Origin of the sequence: Micromonospora echinospora (assembly GCF_014203425.1) — a bacterium.
Classification (GTDB): Bacteria; Actinomycetota; Actinomycetes; order Mycobacteriales; family Micromonosporaceae; genus Micromonospora; species Micromonospora echinospora_A.
Genome location: NZ_JACHJC010000001.1, coordinates 5,915,262 through 5,936,781, shown reverse-complemented (window position 1 = coordinate 5,936,781; position 21,520 = coordinate 5,915,262). Strand labels below are relative to the sequence as shown.

The following is a 21,520-nucleotide window of genomic DNA, read 5'->3' as shown; positions in this document are numbered from 1 at the left end:
TGCAGACGGCGGCGGGGCCGCGCCGGCTCGGTACCGCCGGTGTGGCGGGCAGCGTCGTCCCTGGACATGGTCAAAACCCCCGCTCTGGCGCGCATGCGCCCTCGGCAGGAACAACGAGTGCGGTGCCGGGGAGGTCGCTGTCAGGCACCCGTCCGGGGCGGACGGGGAGGTCAGTGGCCCCGCCGGGGGAGCGGGAGGTGGCCGGGGAACAGGTCCGCGCCGAGTGTCACGCCGGCCGCGCGTAACGCGGCGATCAGCGCGTTCTGCACCAGGTAGGAGTCGGGCAGCTGCCAGCGGGCCTGCTCCGGGGCGACCGCCCAGCGCACCGTCCCCTCCGGCAGCCGGGTCGGCGGAGCGGGGATCCACGAGCCGGGTCCGTGGCGTACCACGTGGAAGCAGTGCTCCAGCTCCGGGCGCAGCGGGTCGCCGGGGCGGACCAGGAACATCCAGCGGCCGGTCGGGGTGACCAGCGCCGGTCCGCGTACGCCGAACCCGGCGGGATGGGTGGCGACCGCGTCGAGCACCTGCCGGCCCAGGTGGGCGGCGACCTCGAGCACGTCGAACGCGTGCCCGGTGGGGAGCAGGACGCCGTGCGGGCGGCTGCGCCACCAGGTGGCCACCCGGGCCGCGTCGGTGCTGGCGGCGTGCTCCCAGTCCTCAAGCGCGGGGTGGCAGCCCACTGTGGGGCAGCCGGCCCGGCCGCAGACGAAGCGGCTGTTGGCCAGGCAGGCGCCAGGGGTGACCGGCCAGCCGTGCAGCGCGTACCGTACCGCGACGCGGCGCAGCCGGACCCGTTCCAGCGGGGACAGGTGAGCGACGCGCGGTCGGACATTCCTCCACATGTCTGACATCCCCTCTCGTCCCGCCAAACCGTCCACATGCCACACGTAGAAAGCCGTCACTGCCGTAACCCACACTCGTTGTGGTGACTAACGGTCGGTGCAACTTGCACGAAAACTACGAGAACTGGCTGGTCGGTGGACGCACAACCTGTGCGACCAGGCAAGCCTGGGAGACGTGGGAGGAGCGGCCGGCGCCGTGAGGGGGAGGGAGCAGGGATGGACGAACTGCCCATAGGCCGGCGGGTGGCGTACTGGCGGAGCCGGCGCAAGATGTCCCAGCAGGTCTTCGCCGACCGGCTCGGCAAGTCCAAGAGCTGGGTGGACAAGGTGGAGCGTGGCGTCCGCCGGCTGGACAAATTCTCCGTCCTCTACGAGATCGCCGACATCCTCCAGATCGACGTGCAGCTGCTGCACGGCAAGGACCCGGAGCGGCGTGCCGACGCGCTCAACTGCATCGACCAGGTCGAGGTGGAGGAAATCCGCACCGCCCTGGAGCGGTACGACTCGATGAGCGCCTACTTCGACGCGGCGCCCTGCCCCCCGCCGCTGGCCGACATGCGCAAGGCCGTGAACCACGCCTGGCTGACCTACCAGTACGGCCGGTACGGCATGCTCACCCGCGCGCTGCCCAAGCTGCTGCGCGACGCCCAGGCGGCGGACGCCGGGTACGCCACCGGCGACCAGGTACGCGAGGCCGCCCACCTGCTCGGGCAGGTCTACCAGATCGCCTCCTCGGTGCTGCGCAAGCTCGGCGAGTGCGACCTCGCCTGGCTGGCCGCCGACCGGTCGATGGCGGTGGCCCAACGCGCCGACGACCCGCTGCTGGCCGGGATCGCCACCACGAGGGTCTGCAACGCGCTGGTCGCGATGGGCCGCCCCCGCCCCGCGCTGGAGCTCAACGTGCGCATCGCCGGCCGGCTCGCGCCCGGCGGCGACAACGACGTCCGACCGGAACGTCTCTCCGTCTACGGCATGCTGCTGCTGCAGGGCGCGATGGCCGCCGCCCGGATCGGCGACTCGGCGACAGTGGACGACCTGCTCGCCGGCGCGGCCGAGGCCGCGACGATGCTCGGCGGCGACCACAACTACTACTGGACCTCCTTCGGGCCGACCAACCTGGAGCTGCACCGGGCCGCCGCCGCCGTCGAACTGGGCGACGGCGGCCGGGCGGTGGAGACGCACCTGCGGCTGTCCGAGCCCGCGTTCAACGCGCTGCTGCCGGAACGCCGCGCGCACCACCTGCTCGACCTGGCCCGGGGCTACTCCCAGATCGGCGACGTCGCCAACGCCGGGGACATGTTGCTGCGCGGTGACCGGCTCGCACCCTCCGAGATCCGGTGCCGGCCGATAGCGCACGAATTGATGTCTGAGATTCTCCGTCGCACACGTGGTGCGCCGCCTCCGCCGATCGCGGAGTTGGCTGAGCACATGGGAGTCGGAGTATGAGCGGTCCGGAGACCGCGAGCGGGCACCGGCGGGTGCTCTACGTCATCGCCTGCGGTTCGCCGCTGGCCCGTCACGTCGGCCGGCTGGTCGACCTCGCCCAGCAGGAGGAGTGGACGGTCTGCGTGGTCACCACGCCGGACGGCGCGAAGTTCGTCGACCGGGCGGCCCTGGCCCGGCAGACCGGCCACCCGGTCCGTACGCACTACAAGAACCCGGGTGACCTGGACGTGCTGCCCCCGGCGGACGCCATGCTGGTGTGCCCGGCCACCGTCAACACGATCAACAAGTGGGCGGTCGGCATCACCGACACCCTCGCGCTCGGCCTGCTGGTCGAGGCGCAGGGGATGGGGGTGCCGATCGCTGCCGTCCCGTACACGAACGAGGCGATGGCCGGGCACCCGGCGTTCCGGGCCAGCCTCGACCGGCTGGCCGGGTGGGGCGTCCGGGTGGTCTTCGGCGACCACGTCGTACGCCTGCATCCGCCCGGCATGGGGGAGCGGCGCGCGGACGCCTTCCCCTGGGACGCCGGCCTGGCCGCCCTGCGCGGCGCGGACCGGCCGGTAGCCCCGGTCGGCTGACGGTGTGAGCGTGGCTCCCGGCGCGCCCGGGAGCCACGCCCGACGGCGGTCGGCGTGTACCGGCCCGGACGCCGGTAAGCTGGCCGCCCGTGAGCACAACCGTCGCCGACGTGGTGGCCGCCCTGGACCGCCGTTATCCGCCCGCCTGGGCCGAGGAATGGGACCGGGTCGGCCTGGTGGTGGGCGAGCCCGACCACCCGGTACGCCGGATCGCCTGCGTGGTGGACGTGGTCCCGGAGACCGTGGACGAGGCCCTCGAAGCCGGCGCGGACATGATCGTCGCGCACCACCCGCTGCTGCTGCGCGGCGTCTCCTCGGTGGCCGCCACCACGTACAAGGGCCGGATCGTGCACCGGTTGATCAAGGCGGACGTCGCGCTGTACGTCGCGCACACAAACGCCGACGTGGCCGATCCCGGCGTGTCCGACGCGCTCGCCGCCCGGTTCGGGCTGACCGGACTGCGCCCGCTGCACCCGCCCCGCCCCGGCTCGCCCGCCGACGGCCCCGGCCGGGGCATCGGCCGCATCGGCGAGCTGCCCGAGCCGATGACGCTGGCCGAGCTGACCCGGCTGGCCGCCGCCGTGCTCCCGGTCACCGCCTGGGGCGTTCGCGCCGCCGGGGATCCCGGGCGTATGGTTCGTACCCTCGCCGTCAGCGGCGGCTCGGGGGACGGTTTCCTCGCCGAGGCGACCGCGGCCGGGGTGGACGCGTTCCTCACCGCGGACCTGCGTCACCACCCGGCCGGGGAACACCTCGCCGCGGGCGGCCCGGCGCTGCTGGACGCCGCCCACTGGGCGACGGAGCGACCCTGGCTGGACGACCTGGCCGCCCACCTGGCCGGCGAGCTGGGCGTCGAGACCGTGGTGTCCGACCTGGACACCGACCCGTGGACCGTGCACGCCGCCGCGCCCCGGCCGGACGACAAGGAGCCCCGACGTGAAGGCTGACCCGAAGGTGCAGCGCCGCCTGCTCGACCTCCAGGCGATCGACACCGCGCTGGCGCAGCTCGCGCACCGCCGCCGCAGCCTGCCGGAACGGGCCGAGCTGGAGGCCCTGGCGCGTGAGCTGTCCGCGCTGGAGGACGAGCGGGTCCGCGCCCAGGTTGCGGTCGACGACCTGGACCGGGACATCGCCCGGATCGAGAAGGACGTCGACCAGGTACGGGCGCGCAAGAGCAAGGACGAGGCGCGGCTGGCCTCGGGCAGCGGCCCGGCCCGCGAGCTGGAGGCGCTCCAGCACGAGCTGGTCTCGCTGAACCGCCGGCAGAGCGACCTGGAGGACGCCGAGCTGGAGCTGATGGAGCAGCGGGAGACCGCGCAGGGCGTGCTCGACGGCATCGAGAGCTGGCTCGTCGAGGCCCGGGACCGCCGCGCCGCGACCGAGCAGCGCCGCGACGAGACCCTGGCCGAGATCGCCAAGGAGGAGGATTTCAAGCGCACCGCCCGCCAGCCGCTCGCCGGTGACCTCCCCTCGGACCTGGTCGGCCTCTACGACAAGATCCGCGAGGACACCGGCATGGGCGCCGCGCTGCTCACCGGTGGCCGCTGCGGCGGCTGCCGGCTGGAGATGTCCGGCGCCGACCTGGCCCGCATCCGCAAGGCCGACCCGGACGACGTGGTCCGTTGTGAGGAGTGCCGGCGGATCATGGTCCGGACCAACGAGTCGGGACTGTAGCCGCCGTGGCGGTGCGCGCGGTCGTCATCGAGGCCGACGGCGGCTCCCGGGGCAACCCCGGCCCGGCCGGTTACGGCGCGGTGATCCGGGACCCGGAGACCGGCGAGGTACTGGCCGAGCGGTCGGAGTCGATCGGCACTGCCACGAACAACGTGGCCGAGTACCGGGGCCTGATCGCCGGGCTGGAGGCCGCCGCCGAGCTGGGCGCGGCCGAGGTCGAGGCGCGGATGGACTCCAAGCTGGTGGTCGAGCAGATGTGCGGCCGCTGGCAGATCAAGCACCCCGGGCTGCGTCCGCTCGCCGCCCAGGCGGCGGGGCTGGTCAGCCGGTTCACCGCCGTACGGTTCACCTGGGTGCCCCGGGAGCGCAACCGGCACGCCGACGCCCTCGCCAACGCGGCCATGGACGCCGCCGCCTCGGGTGCCGCCCCGGCGGGCGCCGGGAAGGCCGCGGCGCGGGAGGCCGCTGTCGTCCGGGCCACCGGCACCGACCCGGCCACCACGCCCGCCTCCTGGGAGCCGCGCCCGACCGAGGAGGCCACCCGGCTGATCCTGGTGCGGCACGGCGAGACCGAGCGCACCGTGCAGAAGCACTACTCCGGCCGGGGCGACGTGCCGCTGACCGACCGGGGCCGGGCCCAGGCCCGGGCCAGCGCCGCCCGGGTGGCCGCGCTGGCCCCGTCCGTCGCGGCAGTGGTCAGCTCGCCGCTGTCCCGGTGCACGGCCACCGCCGAGGCGATCGCCGCCCAGGTCGGCAACCCGCCGGTACGCACCGACGACGACCTGATCGAATGCGACTTCGGCGTCTGGGAGGGGCACACGTTCGCCGAGGTACGCGAGCGCTGGGCGGCGGAACTGGACGCCTGGCTCGCCTCCACCCGGGTCGCTCCGCCGCGGGGCGAGTCGTTCGTGACAGTCGCCGAGCGCACCGGGCGGGCCGTCGACCGGCTGCGGTCGGCGTACCCGGGGGAGACGGTCGTGGTGGTCTCCCACGTCTCGCCGATCAAGCTGGTGCTGCGCGATGCGCTCGCGGCCGGCGACGCGTTCCTGCACCGGCTCTACCTGGACACCGCGGGCATCTCGGTGCTGGACCTGTACCCGGACGGCGGCGTCGCGGTCCGCTCGGTCAACGACACCTCGCACCTCACGGACGCGTGACGGCCGTTCGGCGCATGCCGGCGGCCGTTCAGCGCATCGACATCACCCGATCGGACGTGACCCCCGTCACAGGGTCGTAGCCTCCGGCCGTCACATGGCCCGCTACGAATGCCCGGAGGGTGTCACATGTCCGAACCGGAACCGGAGGCGCTCGACACGGCGCGATCCAGGGCGAAGGACAAGAGTCCCTGGAACTGGTTGCTCTTCATCCCGATCGTGGTGCCGCTGATCCCGGCGCTGTTCAACGCCGACTCGCCCCGGCTGTTCGGCTTCCCGCGGTTTTACTGGCTGCAACTGGCCTGGATCCTGCTGGGTGTCGCCACCACCACGCTGGTCTACCAGATGACCAAGAAGCGGGGTGACCGCTGATGTGGCGGGACCACCTCACCGAGATCATCGTCTTCACGCTGCTGTTCCTGCTGGTCAGCGCCATGGGCTTCGTGGCGGCCCGGTGGCGCAGACCACGAGACATGGCCCACCTGGACGAGTGGGGACTGGGTGGGCGCAGCTTCGGCGGCTGGATCACCTGGTTCCTGGTCGGCGGTGACCTCTACACCGCGTACACGTTCGTGGCGGTCCCGGCGCTGATCTTCGGAGCCGGCGCGGCGGGGTTCTTCGCGGTGCCGTACACGATCGTCATCTACCCGCTGGTGTTCCTGGTGCTGTGCCGGCTCTGGTCGGTCTCGCACCGGCACGGCTTCGTCACGCCCGCCGACTTCGTCCGCAACCGGTTCGGTTCGCCGATCCTGGCGCTGCTGGTCGCGATCACCGGCATCGTCGCCACCATGCCGTACATCGCGCTGCAACTGGTCGGCATCGAGGCGGTGCTCAAGACCATGGGCGTCACCGGGGACAGCGCGCTGGCCCGGCACCTGCCGATCATCATCGCGTTCGCGATCCTGGCCGCGTACACGTACCAGTCCGGGCTGCGCGCCCCGGCGCTGATCGCGTTCGTCAAGGACTCGCTGATCTACATCGTGATCCTGGTCGCGGTGATCTGGCTGCCGTACAAGCTCGGCGGCTGGGGCGCCATCTTCGACGCCGCCGACGCGAAGTTCCAGGCGTCACCGGCGCCCGGCGACGGCATCCTGCTCAACCAGAACAACCAGATCCAGTACGTGACGCTGGCGTTCGGCTCGGCGCTGGCGCTGTTCCTCTACCCGCACAGCATCACCGGTGTGCTGGCCAGCCGGAACCGCGACGTGATCAAGCGGAACATGTCCGCGCTGCCCGCGTACAGCCTGCTGCTGGGGCTGATCGCGCTGCTCGGCTACATGGCCATCGCGGCGAACGTGAAGCCGCTGCCCGGGGCGAAGGAGGGCACGACCGACGGCAACACCGTCGTGCCGCTGCTGTTCGACCAGCAGTTCCCGGACTGGTTCGCCGGGGTGGCGTACGCCGCCATCGGCATCGGCGCGCTGGTGCCCGCGGCGATCATGTCGATCGCGGCGGCGAACCTGTTCACCCGCAACATCTACAAGGAGTACCTGAAGCGGGACGCCACCCCGGCGCAGGAGGCGAACGTCTCGAAGATCACTTCGCTGGTGGTGAAGGTCGGCGCGGTGGCCTGCATCGTCTTCCTCGACCCGCAGTTCTCCATCGACCTGCAGCTCATCGGCGGCGTGATCATCCTCCAGACGCTGCCGGCGGTGGCGCTGGGCCTCTACACCCGCTGGTTCCACAGGGGCGCGCTGATCGCCGGCTGGGCGGCCGGCATGGGCCTGGGCATGTGGATGCTCTACCAGATCGGCAACCCGGCGACCGGGAAGAAGCACTTCGCCGGGTCGGCGTTCCCGCTGGAGAAGTTCGGCTTCGACACGCCGAAGACCATCTACGTGGGCGTCGTGGCGGTGCTGGTGAACCTGGTGGTGGCCGCGCTGCTCACGCTGGTGCTGCGCGCCGCGAAGGTGGCCGACGGCCCCGACGGCACCACGCCGGACGACTACTTCGCCGACGAGGGCGATCCGCGCGTCACGGCCTCCGCCGATCGCGCCGACTCCGCCCCGGAACCGGTCGCGTGAAAGGAAGGGCCCCTTGTTAACGCATTCTGCATAACAAGGGGCCCTTCCTAACACCTCAGCGGCGGCGGTTGCGTGCGTCGAGCGCCTCGTTGAGGCGGTGCAACATGTCCGCGAGCGTCTCCCGGTCCGCCTCGGGCCAGGCGGCGAGGATGTCGCCGTACAGCCGGGTACGGGCCGCCCGCACGGCGGCCATCCGCTGGAGGCCGGCCGCCGTCGCGGAGATCACCGTGCCGCGCCCGTCGGCCGGGTCGGGGGTACGCGAGATCAGGCCGTCGCGCTGGAGCGCGGAGACCTGCCGGGTGACTGTGGAGCCGTCCAGGCTCAGCCGCGCGGCGAGCGCCGAGACGTTCTGCGGGCCGGCCGCGTCCAGGTGTCGCAGGATCACGTAGGCGGCGCGGTCGAGCAGCCGGTGCTCCGTCGTGCCGGTGCCCCGGCGGGTGGCCTCGCCCAGCCGCATCAGCAACGCGACCTCGGTTTCGATCCGGCCGAGGGTGGCCTCGTGGGTGTGGTCGTCACCGCTCATAGCTGTATCATACAAGGAAAATGCCTGTATGATACAGCTATCTGGGAGGTTGCGGAGTGGATCGCCGATCCGAGCCCAACCGCAGTGCCATCTACGCCACCACGCTCGTCGCGTTCCTCGCCATCGCCGGCATCGCCGTCGTCGACCCGATCCTGCCCGCCATCGGTGAGGCGATCGGCGTCACCGCCTGGCAGGTCGAGTTGCTCTTCACCGCGTACATCGCGGTCATGGCCGTCGGCATGATCCCGGCGACGCTGGCCAGCGGGCGGTTCGGCTTCAAGCCGGTGCTCGTCACCGGCGTCTCCGTGGTCGGCCTCGCCGCCATCGGCGCCTCGTTCAGCAACGACATCGTGCAGCTCTCCGTGCTGCGCGGCGTCTGGGGCCTGGGCAACGCGATGTTCTTCGCCACCGCCATGGTGGTGCTGGTCAGCCTGGCGAACGACAGGGAATGGGTGGTCGGCCTGTTCGAGACCGCCCTCGGCCTCGGCTTCGCCGTCGGCCCGCTGATCGGCGGCCTGCTCGGCCAGGTGAGCTGGCGGCTGCCGTTCTTCGTCTGCGGCGTGTTCATGGTGCTCGCGCTCGGCGTCGCCGCCCGCAAGCTGCGCGAACCGGCCCACAAGCAACAGCCGGTACGCCTCGGCCAGATCTTCGCCACCTACCGCAAGCCCGCGTTCGTGACGCTCTGCGTGGTCACCGCCGCGTACAACTTCGTCTTCTTCGTCGTACTCGGCTACACGCCGCTGTTCCTGCGCCTCGACGTCATCCCGCTCGGCCTGGCGTTCACCGGCTGGGGCCTCGGCCTCGCCGCCGGCATCCTGCTGATCGGGCACCGGCTCGCCCACCGCATCGGCGCGGTGCAGACCGTCGGCGTCGCGCTGCTCGGCCTGCTGGTCTGCATGGTCCTGTTCGCCACCTCCACCGGCACCGCCATGTCGCTCGTCGTCCTGGTCGTCGCCGGCCTGTTCATGGGCCTCGCCAACGCCAACCTGACCGACCTGGCGTTGGGGCTCGGCTCCGCCGACCGCCGCGTTGCCACCGGCGCGTTCAACCTGGTCCGCTGGGGCGCCGCCGCGCCCGCGCCGATCATCTCCGGCAAGCTGGCCGAGCACAGCCTCGCGCTGCCGTTCTGGGTCGGCTTCGGCGTGCTCGCCGCCGGTGTGCTGGTCTACCTGGCGTTCGGCCACCTGATGGCGGCCGGCTACGGCGAACGGGTGATCTGGAACCGGGCCGCCCGCCGCGCCGAGCACGCCCCGGAAGAGCCGGTGGGGGAGGCCTACTGACCGGCCCGGCCCGGGGGCGTCAGGTCAGCGCCCGCCACAGCAGGTAGCACCCGATGACCGTGCCGAACACGACGATCACCGTCTTCAACACCACCTGCGGAAGCCGGCGGGCCAGCCGCGCGCCCGCGTACCCACCGAACAGGGTGGCCGGCGCGACCACCGCAACCGCCGCCCAGTTCACCGCGCCGAACAGGGCGAACACGATGAGCGTGGTCAACCCCACCACGGCCGAGAGCAGGTTCTTCACCGCCGACACCCGGGCCAGCGTCGCGTCCAGCACCAGCGCCAAACCGGCCACCAGCATCACCCCGAGGGCCGCGCCGAAGTAGCCTCCGTACACAGTGCCGAGCGCGACCATGGTCTGAACCGTGACGGTACGGCGGCGCGCGCCCAGCCGTTCCGGATGGCCGACCAGCCGGCGCAGCGGACCCTGGAACGCGAGTACGGCGGTCGCGCCGAGCACCAGGAACGGCACCACCAGTTCGAACGCGCGCGCGGGGGTCGCCAGCAGCAGCGCGCACCCGGCGATCGTGCCGAGCACCGCGGTGGGCAGCAGCGACCACAGTTCCCGCCCGCGCGGCAGGTCCACCCGGCTGCCCGCCACGCTCGCCACGTACCCGGGAAAGACCGACACCGAGTTGGAGACGTTCGCCGCCACCGGCGGCAGGCCGGTCGCGATCATCGCCGGAAACGTGATCAGTGAGCCACCTCCGGCCACCGCGTTCACAGTGCCCGCGGCGAGACCGGCGGCGAGCAGGAGCGCGGCGTCGGAGAAATCCATGGTCCCCGAGGCTAGTACGGCCCGTCGGTAACTCAACCTTCCGGCACCGGCCGGCGTTCTTCCCGGTGACGGAGCCGGACGAGGGGAGCGCGCCGTGCAGTGTCACGACGGGGGACAGGCCGATGGATGACGCGGGATTCCGCGACTTCGTGGAAGTCCGCTACACCGACCTGCTGCGTACCGCGTACCGCGTACCGCGTACCGCGTACCTCCTGACCGGCGACCGCGACGCCGCGGCCGACCTGGTGCACGAAGCGCTGATCAAGGTGATGCGGAACTGGCGCCGGATGGACGAGCCGATGGCGTACGTCCGCCGCGCGATGGTCAACGAACGCACCAGCCGGTGGCGACGGCTCAGACTGCGCGAGCTGCTCACCTCCAGCGTGCCGGAGCGACCGGGTCCGGACAGCACCGAGCACGTCGCGGTACGCGACGAACTGCTCACCGCGCTGGACCGGTTGCCGGTCCGGATGCGCACGGTGCTGGTCCTGCGCTACTGGGAGGACCTGCCGGAGGCGGAGGTCGCGGCCGTCATGGGATGCGCGGTGGGCACTGTGAAGAGCCAGGCGGCGCGAGGGCTGGCCCGGCTCCGCGTCGTGCTGGACGGGGAGCGGGCCGGGCTGACCGGCGAAATTCTGGGAGGGACGGCATGAGCGAACGCACCGAGCGAAGCGAGGGCCGTGGGGGCATGCCCAGCGGGCACGGCATGAGCGAACGCACCGAGCGAAGCGAGGGCCGTGGGGGCATGCCCAGCGGGCACGGCATGAGCGAACGCACCGAGCGAAGCGACGGCCGTGAGGGCATGCCCAGCCGGCACGGCATGAGCCTGGAGGAGTTGCGGGCCGGACTGGCCCGGCTCGCCGGAACGGTCGTGGCGGACGCCGACCCGTACACGTCGGTGCTGCGTCACGCGCGGCGCCGCCGCCGCAGCCGGTGGGGGGCCGGCGTCGGCGCGTTCCTCGCCGCTCTGCTCGCCGCCGCCGTGGCCGGGCCGGCGATCGGCGTCGGAGACCTCCGCACCTGGTTCCGCGACCCCGAAGGCGGCACCGGATATGCGATCACCAACGATTGGGCCCGACGGCTGCTCGACTCGCCGACTCGGGGCAGCCTCGCCGGTGACCGGTCCCTGGTCGGCGAGCTGACCCGGGTCTTCGACGCCGATCGCGACGAAGCCGGGATGAGCGCGTCGCTGCCGACCGTGAGGATCCTCTTCGCCGACGACTCCACCGGGGTACGCGTCGTGGTGGTCGCCTATCGCTCCGACCGCGCTGCCGGTCTGGTCGCGAAGACCGCCCCGATCGGCTCGAGACCGTTGGAACTGGTCCGTGCGGGCGGCTTGGTGAACTTGCCGGTGGCACCGTTCACCGTGCTCGACGACAGCCTCGACGGCGTCCGCTGGCACCTCGGCCTCGCCCCGGCCGGCTGCGCGGTCTCCACCGCCCCCACCGCGACCGTCGCTCACGAGGCCCGAGACCGGCAGCCGGTCGGCGAGACCGGCCGGATCCGGCGAGGCTGGCAACCCGCCCTCACGCCTGGTTATGTCCTGCTCAACGAGGAGCACCCGCGCGGCTGGTGGCGGGTCGAGTGCGACGGGACCATCCGGGAGCAGGGCCCTGTCGCCCTGCGCGACGGGGAACTCAGCAGCAAGCTGCCCCTGCCCGACGGGACGGCCACCGAAGCACCGGACAGCGACGAGGTCCGGCGGACGGGGCAGGCAGCCATACGCGATCATCTCCTGCTCGCCGCGGCGGCCGGGCTGCCGACCAGCCCGGCCCCGGTCCGTCGCTGGTCCGGCCGGCTTCCCGGCGACGGCCGACCGGCCTCGATCTCCGGCTCGGCCTCCGGCGTCGGCCCGGTCGTCCTGCACGTGGGCGCCAGCCATGACACGCTCCTGGCCACGGCGTCAGCCGCGAACGCCCGCCCGGACGACACCGGCACCCGCGGCGCCAGCCGCGCCGGCTGGGCGCTGGCCGCGACCGCTGTCGGCGGCTCCAATGACCTGACCGCTGTACGGGTGCCCGCCTGGTCCGACGGACAGGCAGTCCTCACCGATCGCCTGCTGGTGGTGTCGCAAGCCGCGGACGCGGTACGGGTCAAACTGATCGGGCCGGACGGCGCCTCGACGGTGGCACCGCTGGCGAACGGCTCCGCGATCCTCACCTCGCCGCCCGGGGCGGGGCCCTTCACCTTACTGGTGCTCGACCGGGACAACGTCGTCATCGCCCTTCGCGGCGTGAGCGACGGCTCCGCCGGGCCGCAACTCTTCGAAGAGCCGCTCATCTCCGACTGGGGATGAGAACCCCGTACCGGTTGATCCGGATCCGGTATGGCGAGCGTGGATGTCGTACGGGAGGATGCGGGTGCGCGATCGGCCGGACGGAGCCCAACGGGTCGGCCCCAGCGCCTGTGTGTCCTGCCCGACCGGGACCGCGTCGTCGCCGTCACTGCCGACAACGACGACCACCGCGAGCAGTGGCAGGCTCGCTTGCGCTGCTGGAGCAGGTCGTCCGCGCCGACGCCCGCTGAACCGCGGTGCGCCTCGGGGCGGAATCGCCGGCCGGGGGAGCGTCGTTAGGATGAGGGCGCGACGGACGAGTCGACCGGGCGGTCGCGTCGACGGGCTCCGGCCCGTCGCCGAGGAACGTCCGGACTCCACAGGGCAGGGTGGTTGCTAACGGCAACCCGGGGTGACCCGCGGGACAGTGCCACAGAAAACAGACCGCCGCCCCGTAACGGGACGGTAAGGGTGAAACGGTGGGGTAAGAGCCCACCAGCACCCCGGGTGACCGGGGTGGCTCGGTAAACCCCACCCGGAGCAAGGCCAAGAAAGGGCCGTCACCGCAAGATGACGACCCGCGCAGACGCTTGAGGGCTGCCCGCCCGATGTCTGCGGGTAGGCCGCTGGAGCCTGCCGGCAACGGCAGGCCGAGATGGATGGCCGCCGCCGGTGCGCCTACGGGCGTGCCGGGCACAGAATCCGGCGTACAGGTCGACTCGTCCGTCGCCCACCAGCTCAGAGACCTGATCAAGGCTCTGAGCTGGTTCTTTGTCTGGTGCCGTTGGTTGACCTTGGTCATCGTTGGGTGGCGTTTGACGGCCTGGCCACGGCCTGAGACGGCCTGGCGACGGCCTGAGTGCCGGCTCAGCGGACCTCGGATGCGGTCTACTCCGCGGCTTGGTCTTGAGGGCCTTTCCGGCGGTGCGTGGCTCTGCTGCGGGTGCCGCCGGCTGTCGTGGAGGTCGGGCACGTCCTAGCGGTGGAGCTGGTGCCGCGACCCGGTGATCCGGTGGCAAGCCAGTCCCGGGGTTGGACTGGCGCGGCAGGCGGAAGCCCTGACATCCGACCAGATCGCCCCGCCGGCTTCCGTCACGGCCTCGCTGAGGCTGGTTCCTTCACCTGTGGGCGGTGTCCCGGCGGCTGTCGGTGGCTCACCGCCCCGGCGCCGTAGGCGACCGGGGCGGCTTGCCGCCGGCCGGGCTTGCCGCCCGCACCGCGCGGAGCGCGGTGCCTTGATCCAGAACAGAGGAAATCGGCAACCGCTTGGGGCCTGAGCTTGGGGCACGGAGCTTGGAGCAGGAGATCCGGACTATCCGCTGTCGCCTTGTTGATTGTCAAGATGGCGACAACAGTGATAGAAGAGTCCGATGACCGTTGGCAGAGCTGTTCTCTTGCTCTTAGCTCCACTGCTTATCTGGCTTTTGTCGCTGGTTCTTCTGATGGCGCATTTGGGCATACTCTATTTTGTTCAGACGCGCATCGTCCGTGGCATCCTGGATGGCAAGCAATTGAGCCTCCTCTCTGCAATGCTTGGTATCGCGGCAGTGTGGGAATATGATCGAAAAGTAGTGGCGCCTGTTCTAAGTGCAATGGTCGAGCCAGGCGTCAGGCATGTAGCCGAGCTTTGGATTATCGGCATTTTGGCCAGTTTGAGCCTGCTGATTATGGGTTTAACTTTCCACTACAGCATGACGGGTGTGACAAAATTTAACGGTCGCAGCTCGCTCATCTTCCCCAAGCCTATCTATAGAAATAACCCTCAAGTGGTTAGACACCTCTGGATTCGCTTGTTTACTCTTAACACTGCCACAACGTTCTGCGTGTTTGCCCTGCTTCCCTGTCATCTTATGCTTGCGGCGCGAGGATCTTCCTCCGATACGCCGGATGTCGAAGCTGTTTGGATCTTCTTAGCCGGCTTGGCTATTGCCGCAGTGGTTGCGACCTGGGCAAGGGAGCTTATTCTGAATTATCCGTCCCAGGCTGCGTTGTTGGCCAAAGTCAATTATCTAGTGTCAGCGAACTCCAAATCGCAGGAGCATCGCATATCCATAAGTCGGCGGAAGTCTGACCCATTCGGCTGGGGGAGGTCTGAAATGATTCGCGTTGCGCGGATCTTAGAGCGCCTAGCGCGCCGCGTCGATTCAGGTGCTGGCCTAGGGTCGCACCACCCTCTTGCTGCACTTTACAAGGCAGCTGCCGACCATATGCGACGATACTGTGCCTCACCCGCGTCGCTAAACAGCACGCTTCCATTCTCGATGGTAGCGATTCTAATATCGATTGAAGCGGTGAGCATTTCAGATTCGCCCACATGGCGGAACTACCTCACGCGACATTTGGATGTGTTCGATGAGGAGGGTAAGCCTCGGGCGCTCCAAACGGCACCATATCCTGGCCGCTTCAAGCAGTCACTTATTGAATTTGGGAGACTTGTCAACCAAGTCAATCTCTTCGTGCAGGACTCTTGGAAGACGATCGTAATCGTTCTAGCCCTGGCTGCGTTTGCCTTTGGCAAGCTCAGTCTTGACTCACTCGTAGGGATTGCAAAGTAGTGGATGGGAGCGGCGATCAGGGCTCGTCCCTTTGCGGATATGCGTAACTTGCCGCCCTGTCGTGGAAGTTGTCGTGGCACCGTGAGTCTGGATGCCGGGAGTTGACTCCCGAGTCGCGGATGCCGGCAATGGAAGCAAGGATAGAATGTTTAAAAGACTATTCGGTCCGAGGTAAGCGGTACGCCCTGACCACCAGGTGCACAACTCCATCTGATCGAGTGACGCTTTCTCGCTCAATCAACGTAGTGCCGACCTCAACCGCGAATAGCTCAGCGAGTTCCCTATCCGCAATGATCCGGCGCTGCCGTGCCTCCGGCTCAGTATCGTCAGTGGGATCCCACCCTTGTTGACGTGGGTCAGCGTATGTGCCTCTGCCGTGCTGAGTGATAACTACGCCCTCATCCCGCAAGACAGCTATGGCTTGACGGACGGTGCCGCGGCTTGCCCGAAACTCAGCAGTGAGGACACTTTCAGCCGGCAGGAGGCCGCCTGGCGGGATGATGCCACCTTCGATTCGCTCTCTCAATGCGTCAGCGATGGCGCGGTAGCGGGGCTGTCTGTAGTGCGGGGTGGGCACCTGCTTACCGTACCTGGCACTTGTCTTACCAAGTGCCAACCAGAAGCGCTGATTCGACATCTAGACAACTCGTCCACTTGTAGATACGCTTCGTAGTGTGCGGCCAGGGTGACGGCTCGTGTCAGGGGTGGTCTCGCGCCAGCCCTGGTCGCATCTGACGCGCGGCGTCCTGTCGGACCGGTTGCGGTAGCCGCGCGGACAAGTTGGCTCGGCGATACCCGACCCGTTCCCCGTCGGGCGGTGCGCCGTGCCTTCATTCGAGCCGGTGGCCGGCTGCATTCCCCCGTAGTCGGCCACCGGCTCTCTTCTACCTGTGGAGGTGCGATGTCCAGCCGTCCTCATCGACGCCGCCGGCTCTTCCCGTGGTGGCCCCGGAAGCGGCACCCCGCGCGTCCAGCCAGAGGGAAGGTCCCACCGCGCACGCGGCCGGCGGTTTTCCCACCGGCATTGCGATGGTCGGTGGAAGAGACGGAGCAGTCGTCGATGTTGCGGCTCAGCCCGCCGATCACGCGAGTTCAGATCTACCGGGACGGTGCCGGGCGGTGGCCACGGTGACGCCTACGAACAAGCGCGCCGACGTCGTGAACCATCCGGACTGGTGTGCCCCTGATCGCTGCGGTCACCTGGTCCCGCCGCTGATGTCGGAGATGGCCCGCCACCATCGCGGTCCGACGCACCGGATCGGCGAGGCTCGCGCGGGCGGGATGGTGGTCGCCTACCTCATCGGCGTTGACGCTCGGACGCCCCTGATCGCGGTGCATGCGACGTGTCGGGCCGGCATCGGCTGGGCTGAACTGTCCCTGACGCAGACCGCCCAACTGATCGAGCGCCTCAGCGGCCTGGTGGTCGAGGCCGGTAGAGGTCCCGGGAGCCACAGTGACTGAGCGGAAGAGCGAGCAGGAGAACGGCATGAGATCGGTGACGGGCGCTCTCGGATGTCCGGCGTGGTGCCGAGGGTGCGGACCGAACGACCCGATGCACCGAGGCTTCCTCGCCACCGTTGGCCATGAACGAACCGGTTGGGTCAACGTTCAGATGCTGCTTGACCGGTTCGCGCGGCGAGACCTGGTCGTGAAGCTCGACGCCACCCGCAACGGCGCGACGCAAGCCGTCCTGCTTGATCGGATCCGTCTGGACCGGCTCATCTACGAACTGACCTATGCCCGGCTAGTGATGATGACCAAGGGTCAGCATCTGGAAGAGCATGATGAGCACTCCTGACCGCCTGCGCCCCGGCCGGGCTTCCTCGCTTACTGGGCGACAGACCAAGCGGCCTGCGGCGCCAGTCGCTCCCGTCCCCGAACGCCCGGCCGGAGGGACCACCTGGCAGACGTTGGAACGTCTAGGGGGTACGGTGACCGGTGTGCAAGGCCGGGACTGGCGCCCTCGCTACCTGCAACTCGCGGAGGAGTTGCGGGCGAAGATCATGGGCGGCGAACTGGCCCCCGGCACCCTGATGCCGAGTGAGACCGAGCTTGCCGATTCCTCCGGCCTGTCCCGCACCAGCGTGCGCAACGCGATCCGACAGCTCCGCGAGTGGGGCCTGGTCCGCGCCGAGCAGGGACGCGGCACCTACGTCCGGGCACCCCGCCAACGCGTACGCCGACGCAACGCCGAGCGTTACCAGTGGGAAAAGGACCGTGTCCTGCTCGACGAGGACGAGCGGTTGAAGACCGGTGCGACCGAGCACGACACCGGCCTGACCGTTGACGATCTCAAGTTCCACGCCGAGTACACGCGCGTGCAGGCTGATGCGGAGATGGCGGCGGCCTTGCAGGTTGACCCGGGCACGACGCTGCTGCGCCGGGTCTACTGGACTTCCTCCCGGCACGAGAACGCGCCGCTGACGGTGTCGTACTCGTACCTGCCGTACGACCTGGTGGCCGCGAACCCGGACCTTCTCGACGAGGGCAAGGAGCCGTGGCCGGGCGGTACACAGCACCAGCTCTACACGATTGGCATCGAGCTGGACCGGATCGACGACGAGATCCGCGCCCGCCCGCCGTCGCCGGACGAGGCCGAGCTTCTGGACATCGATCCGGGCGTCTCCGTCCTTACCGTTCGGAAGACCTCTGTCGACACCACTGGCCGGGTCGTCGAGGTTGCCGACGTCGTAATGCCGGGTGATCGCACCGAGCTTGTCTACTCGCACAAACTCCAGCGGTGGAAAACTTGACGCAGCTCGTCTCGGTCGTCACTCCGGTCCACGCGCCTAGCATCGAGCACCTTGCTGGCGCCTACGAGTCCTTGGCCAAGCAGGTAATGCCCACCGGGTGGGACTGGCAATGGCTCGTTCAGGAGGACGGGCAAACCGGCGCCCTGGCCGACGCGCTGCCTGATGACCCCCGGATCAGCCTCGGCACCGGCCGCCCCGGTGGGCCTGGCGTCGCCCGTACACTCGCCCTTTCCCGGGTTTCAGGCGACCTGATCAAAGTGTTGGACGCCGACGACCAGTTGACACCCGGCGCGCTCGCCCGGGACATCGCCGCCTTCGACGCTCACCCGCAGATCGGTTGGACCACCTCGCGGGTACTCGATCTGCTGCCCGACGGGTCAACCGCCGGCTGGGACAAGGACCCGGCCGGCGGGGTCGTCGACCGCGGTACGGTCCTGTCGTTCTGGCAAGCCAACGGCTACCGGGCATCGGTACACCCGGCCACGCTGTGCCTGCGGCGGGATCTCGTCTTCGCCCTGGGCGGCTGGATGGCGCTTCCAGCCTCCGAGGACACGGGCCTGCTGCTCGCCGCGAACGCCGTCAGCGCCGGCTACTTCACGCGGGAGTACGGGCTGCTCTATCGCAAGTGGCCCGGCCAGGTCACCAGCCAGGCCGCCCACCGGGAGCCTACTGAGTACGTGGGGCGGATGCGGATCATCGGCGCACGGGCTGAGGCCCTTGCTCGCATGCTCCCGGCAGGCCTCGAGATGCTCCCTCTGCGGCCATAGCTGGCGGCTGACATGACGTGACCTTTCGGCCGTCATTGACGATGCTAGAGAGGTGCGACCGCAGCGAATCTTCGTCGGGTCAAGTGCGGGCCTGTTCCTTGGTGCCGCCCTGACAGCCCTCGCGCCCACTTTGCCGGCTTTGGTGCCTCAGGGCTCTCCAGCATGGGTCATCCCCCTACTTGGGGCGTGCTCCGGAGGGATCCTCTCACTCGTCGCTCCTCGTGTCGCTGCTCAGTCATCGGCGATCACCAAAGAAGCAGCCGGCCGGTTGGAGCGTTCCCGGCGGGCCAACTCCTCTCTCAACCAATTAGCCGGACACAAAGGTAAATTCCCGCGCGTCAGAGACGCTCGGCTTCTGGCTCTGCTTGAGGTGCATCCCGCAATACCTCTTACGTCAGAGGCCGGCATCCTGGATGAAGGTCTGCCGCTCTATATCGAAAGAGACGTTGATGTAGAGATCGACGACGCGCTTCACTCGTTGAGTGAAACAGGGGGTATGTTAATCCTTGTCGGTCCCGCTGCTTCGGGGAAATCCCGCGTCGCATATGAGGCCGCGTTGAGATCCCTTCCCGATTGGCCCTTGGTTGTGCCAACATCCCCGACTGAACTTGAATACTTAGTGGCGGAGGGGATGTTGCCTACGGAAGCATTGATTTGGATCGACGATGCGGAGCGGTTCCTCCCTTCGTCGCCTAATCTTAGTCGATTGATTCGGGGTTCGATTATTAGCCGTGGACGAAGTCGGCTCATATTTATTGCCACAATGTGGCCGAAGTTCTATGCGGAGATGGCGTCTAGGCCTAATCGTCGCTCTGTTCGACCTGTCGACGTGGCATCATCGACTGATGCGGCACTTAACGAGCCGGAGGTGGAGGTAGCCAGCGTCGACCTTGAAGGACAGTTTCTGGCAAATGATCTAACCAAGGTTGCTCGAACCTTCTTTCTCTCATCTCAATTCAGCGAACGCGAGCTGGCGAGAGCCAAAGTAAAGGCAGCACTGGATCCGAGAATCGCTCAGGCTGTTGATTTGGCTGGTAATGACGGACAAATAACTCGAATCTTGGCAGCGGCTCCTGCCCTCCTGCTCAAGCTGACATCACCCGACGACGATCTCGGTCATGCTGTATTGGCCGCCGCTATCGACTTTAGGTCTGTGGGTTACCCGCCGCCGGTGGCTCCAGATCTACTAGCAAAAGTCGTGGAGCGCTTCTACATGGACGATAATCAAAGGCTTTCTGCCTCCAGGGACTGGTTTAAAGAAGCCTTGTCCTGGGCGCTGCATCCCGTATCCGGCGATGTGCGTGCATTGCAGCCTGCGGCTTCGCAAGTCGGTCGGCTCGATGGAGTTTTCGTCTCTGATATTTTGGTTGACTTTGCGCAGAAGGCCGTTGGCGGACATGGAGCCCGCTTAGCCAGCGTTCGGGACTATTTAATTGACGAAAGCGCTGCCAACTCTTGTGTGTCAATAGGTTGGGCCGCTTACCAAGAGGGAATGACGTCTGCTTGTCGTCGGGCATGGCTGAAGGCGGCTGAAGGTGGCGAGTCTGCGGCGATGTACAACCTAGCGAAGCTAGCTGAACAGGAAGGCAACCGGGATGACTTCCTGCACTGGCACAAGAAGTCATGGGAGTCGGGTCAGACGGACAGTGCCACTGAGCTCGGGTTGCACTTCCAGCAAAGGGCGAATAACTCTGAAGCAGAGGCATGGTACAGAAGGGCTGCGGACAACGGAAGCCAGCGAGCTATGTTCAATTTGGGCATTCTGTACACGGATTTAGGAAAGGAAGCCGAGGCGGTTGAATTCTACGCACGGGCCGCTTCGCTCGGGGATGTTGACTCGGAGGTGAACCTCGCCTACATCTTGCACAAAAAGGGCGATTTGGAGCGAAGCGAGACACTCTATAGGTCTGCCGCTAACGCTGGAAGCGCCTTGGCGATGTCGAATCTGGGCGTCATTGCCAAGAAGCGCGGAGATATTGACGAGGCGACGAGTTGGTTTACCCTTGCGGCGCACCAAAGCTATCCGGGCGGAATGCTAGGCCTCGGCAACATTGCTGGCGATAGGGGTGACTTCGACGAAGCGATTCGATGGTATACGGACGCTGCGAAATTGGGCGAAATTAAAGCCCATAACAATCTTGGACGGATCTTGGAGCGCGCTGGCCGTACTCAAGAAGCCCTGCAGAGCTATGAGGCAGGAGCCCGTGCTGGTGATTCCCGAGCGATGGCCAACCTTGGTATTAGCCTGTTGCGTGTAGAGCGACTAGAAGAAGGGTTGGATTGGCTTCAGCGGTCGCATGATCAGGGCTGCCCACTGGGAACGCTGACGCTCGCTAAAATTTACCTAGCCAGCGGAAATGATGAGATTCCTGTTGGCTGGTTCCGTGATTCCGTAAGCGAACTTAATGTAACACTTGCTGTTATCCTATCCTTTGTTCTTGTGAAACGCCTGAGGGCGAGCGTCGTCCTTCGAGAGTTTGTAGGTCTGGCGGCTGTCGCCGGCCATATATCTAGTAAAGAATCTTCGCTGGCCGCCATGCTGATTAGCTCGCTTGTGCAAGATTCGACAGGCGCAGAGCTGTTGGAAGCATGGGTGACCGAGGCCGATTTAGAAGAATCACGCGGATTGCTTCTCATTGCCTGCGAGGCGCTGCGGCATGTGGGCAGACTGGAATCGTCCAGAGTATGTGTGCGGCGCTCAGCATCGACAGGAGACCTGGACTGGGTATACGGATTCGGGTTTATGCTCGTGCATGCAATGGATAGAGAAGGCCTCGATGAGCTTGCGGGTTGGTGCAAATCTAAGGGATTCACTGAAGCGGAAGCGCGTGTGGAACGCATGCTGGCAGAGCTGCCTTGCTCCTAGTA

General features: G+C 68.0%; 20 protein-coding genes and 1 other RNA gene. 17 read left to right on the top strand and 4 right to left on the bottom strand.

Annotated features, from left to right (window positions below; translation table 11 throughout):
* Nucleotides 1-170: 170 nt before the first annotated feature.
* Complete coding sequence (locus FHU28_RS26525; RefSeq protein ID WP_184687132.1) at nt 171-842, bottom strand: bifunctional DNA primase/polymerase; 672 nt, start codon at nt 840-842, stop codon at nt 171-173.
* Between the two features lie 216 nt (nt 843-1,058).
* Between FHU28_RS26525 and FHU28_RS26520 the strand changes: the two genes are divergently transcribed.
* The 7 genes from FHU28_RS26520 (at nt 1,059) to mctP (ending at nt 7,718) form a co-directional block, all read left to right on the top strand.
* Nucleotides 1,059-2,288, top strand: coding sequence for a helix-turn-helix domain-containing protein (locus FHU28_RS26520; protein WP_184687131.1), 1,230 nt, complete (start codon nt 1,059-1,061; stop codon nt 2,286-2,288).
* Entirely contained in the window at nt 2,285-2,866 is a 582-nt protein-coding gene (locus FHU28_RS26515) for a flavoprotein (protein WP_184687130.1), read from the top strand. Before FHU28_RS26520 ends, FHU28_RS26515 begins: the two co-directional genes overlap by 4 nt.
* A 110-nt stretch (nt 2,867-2,976) precedes the next feature.
* Entirely contained in the window at nt 2,977-3,813 is an 837-nt protein-coding gene (locus FHU28_RS26510) for a Nif3-like dinuclear metal center hexameric protein (protein ID WP_184689945.1), read from the top strand.
* A complete protein-coding gene (locus FHU28_RS26505) occupies nt 3,803-4,540 on the top strand; it encodes a zinc ribbon domain-containing protein (RefSeq protein WP_184687129.1) in 738 nt (245 codons plus the stop codon). The genes FHU28_RS26510 and FHU28_RS26505 overlap by 11 nt, the downstream gene beginning before the upstream one ends.
* Before the next feature lie 5 nt (nt 4,541-4,545).
* Complete coding sequence (locus FHU28_RS26500; protein ID WP_184687128.1) at nt 4,546-5,697, top strand: bifunctional RNase H/acid phosphatase; 1,152 nt, start codon at nt 4,546-4,548, stop codon at nt 5,695-5,697.
* A 126-nt stretch (nt 5,698-5,823) separates the two neighbouring features.
* Nucleotides 5,824-6,066, top strand: coding sequence for a DUF3311 domain-containing protein (locus FHU28_RS26495; RefSeq protein WP_073831908.1), 243 nt, complete (start codon nt 5,824-5,826; stop codon nt 6,064-6,066).
* Nucleotides 6,066-7,718, top strand: coding sequence for a monocarboxylate uptake permease MctP (mctP, locus tag FHU28_RS26490; RefSeq protein WP_184687124.1), 1,653 nt, complete (start codon nt 6,066-6,068; stop codon nt 7,716-7,718). The genes FHU28_RS26495 and mctP overlap by 1 nt, the downstream gene beginning before the upstream one ends.
* A gap of 55 nt (nt 7,719-7,773) precedes the next feature.
* On the opposite strand, the gene FHU28_RS26485 is transcribed toward mctP, so the two are convergent.
* Nucleotides 7,774-8,241, bottom strand: a complete 468-nt coding sequence (locus FHU28_RS26485; protein WP_116511573.1) for a MarR family winged helix-turn-helix transcriptional regulator — start codon at nt 8,239-8,241, stop codon at nt 7,774-7,776.
* A gap of 56 nt (nt 8,242-8,297) precedes the next feature.
* Between FHU28_RS26485 and FHU28_RS26480 the strand changes: the two genes are divergently transcribed.
* Nucleotides 8,298-9,521: an MFS transporter gene (locus tag FHU28_RS26480; protein WP_184687122.1), complete on the top strand. Its 1,224-nt coding sequence runs from the start codon at nt 8,298-8,300 to the stop codon at nt 9,519-9,521.
* A 19-nt stretch (nt 9,522-9,540) separates the two neighbouring features.
* Here FHU28_RS26480 and FHU28_RS26475 read toward each other — a convergent pair whose 3' ends face one another.
* On the bottom strand, nt 9,541-10,302 hold the full coding sequence (locus FHU28_RS26475) for a sulfite exporter TauE/SafE family protein (protein WP_184687120.1): 762 nt from the start codon (nt 10,300-10,302) through the stop codon (nt 9,541-9,543).
* A 122-nt stretch (nt 10,303-10,424) separates the two neighbouring features.
* Between FHU28_RS26475 and FHU28_RS26470 the strand changes: the two genes are divergently transcribed.
* The 4 genes from FHU28_RS26470 (at nt 10,425) to FHU28_RS26455 (ending at nt 15,132) form a co-directional block, all read left to right on the top strand.
* Nucleotides 10,425-10,955, top strand: coding sequence for a SigE family RNA polymerase sigma factor (locus tag FHU28_RS26470; RefSeq protein ID WP_184687117.1), 531 nt, complete (start codon nt 10,425-10,427; stop codon nt 10,953-10,955).
* On the top strand, nt 10,952-12,598 hold the full coding sequence (locus tag FHU28_RS32865; RefSeq protein ID WP_260413110.1) for a hypothetical protein: 1,647 nt from the start codon (nt 10,952-10,954) through the stop codon (nt 12,596-12,598). Before FHU28_RS26470 ends, FHU28_RS32865 begins: the two co-directional genes overlap by 4 nt.
* 296 nt (nt 12,599-12,894) lie before the next feature.
* An RNA gene (rnpB, locus tag FHU28_RS26460) (RNase P RNA component class A) lies at nt 12,895-13,303 on the top strand.
* Between the two features lie 644 nt (nt 13,304-13,947).
* Nucleotides 13,948-15,132: a hypothetical protein gene (locus FHU28_RS26455; RefSeq protein ID WP_184687115.1), complete on the top strand. Its 1,185-nt coding sequence runs from the start codon at nt 13,948-13,950 to the stop codon at nt 15,130-15,132.
* A 157-nt stretch (nt 15,133-15,289) separates the two neighbouring features.
* Here the strand turns inward: FHU28_RS26455 and FHU28_RS33290 are convergent, their stop codons facing one another.
* Complete coding sequence (locus tag FHU28_RS33290; protein ID WP_376700832.1) at nt 15,290-15,769, bottom strand: GntR family transcriptional regulator; 480 nt, start codon at nt 15,767-15,769, stop codon at nt 15,290-15,292.
* A 482-nt stretch (nt 15,770-16,251) separates the two neighbouring features.
* Between FHU28_RS33290 and FHU28_RS26445 the strand changes: the two genes are divergently transcribed.
* The 5 genes from FHU28_RS26445 to FHU28_RS26425 all read left to right on the top strand — a co-directional run bounded on the left by FHU28_RS26445 (nt 16,252) and on the right by FHU28_RS26425 (nt 21,518).
* Nucleotides 16,252-16,593 (top strand): hypothetical protein, encoded by a 342-nt coding sequence (locus FHU28_RS26445; protein WP_260413109.1) that lies wholly within the window; start codon nt 16,252-16,254, stop codon nt 16,591-16,593.
* Nucleotides 16,586-16,930 carry a hypothetical protein gene (locus FHU28_RS26440; RefSeq protein WP_260413107.1) on the top strand — a complete coding sequence of 115 codons (345 nt, stop codon included), beginning with the start codon at nt 16,586-16,588 and terminating at the stop codon, nt 16,928-16,930. Before FHU28_RS26445 ends, FHU28_RS26440 begins: the two co-directional genes overlap by 8 nt.
* 133 nt (nt 16,931-17,063) lie before the next feature.
* Nucleotides 17,064-17,885, top strand: a complete 822-nt coding sequence (locus FHU28_RS26435; protein ID WP_184687110.1) for a GntR family transcriptional regulator — start codon at nt 17,064-17,066, stop codon at nt 17,883-17,885.
* Complete coding sequence (locus FHU28_RS26430) at nt 17,873-18,652, top strand: glycosyltransferase family 2 protein (RefSeq protein WP_311773658.1); 780 nt, start codon at nt 17,873-17,875, stop codon at nt 18,650-18,652. The genes FHU28_RS26435 and FHU28_RS26430 overlap by 13 nt, the downstream gene beginning before the upstream one ends.
* 268 nt (nt 18,653-18,920) lie before the next feature.
* A complete protein-coding gene (locus FHU28_RS26425; protein WP_184687107.1) occupies nt 18,921-21,518 on the top strand; it encodes an SEL1-like repeat protein in 2,598 nt (865 codons plus the stop codon).
* The last annotated feature ends 2 nt before the right edge of the window (nt 21,519-21,520 follow it).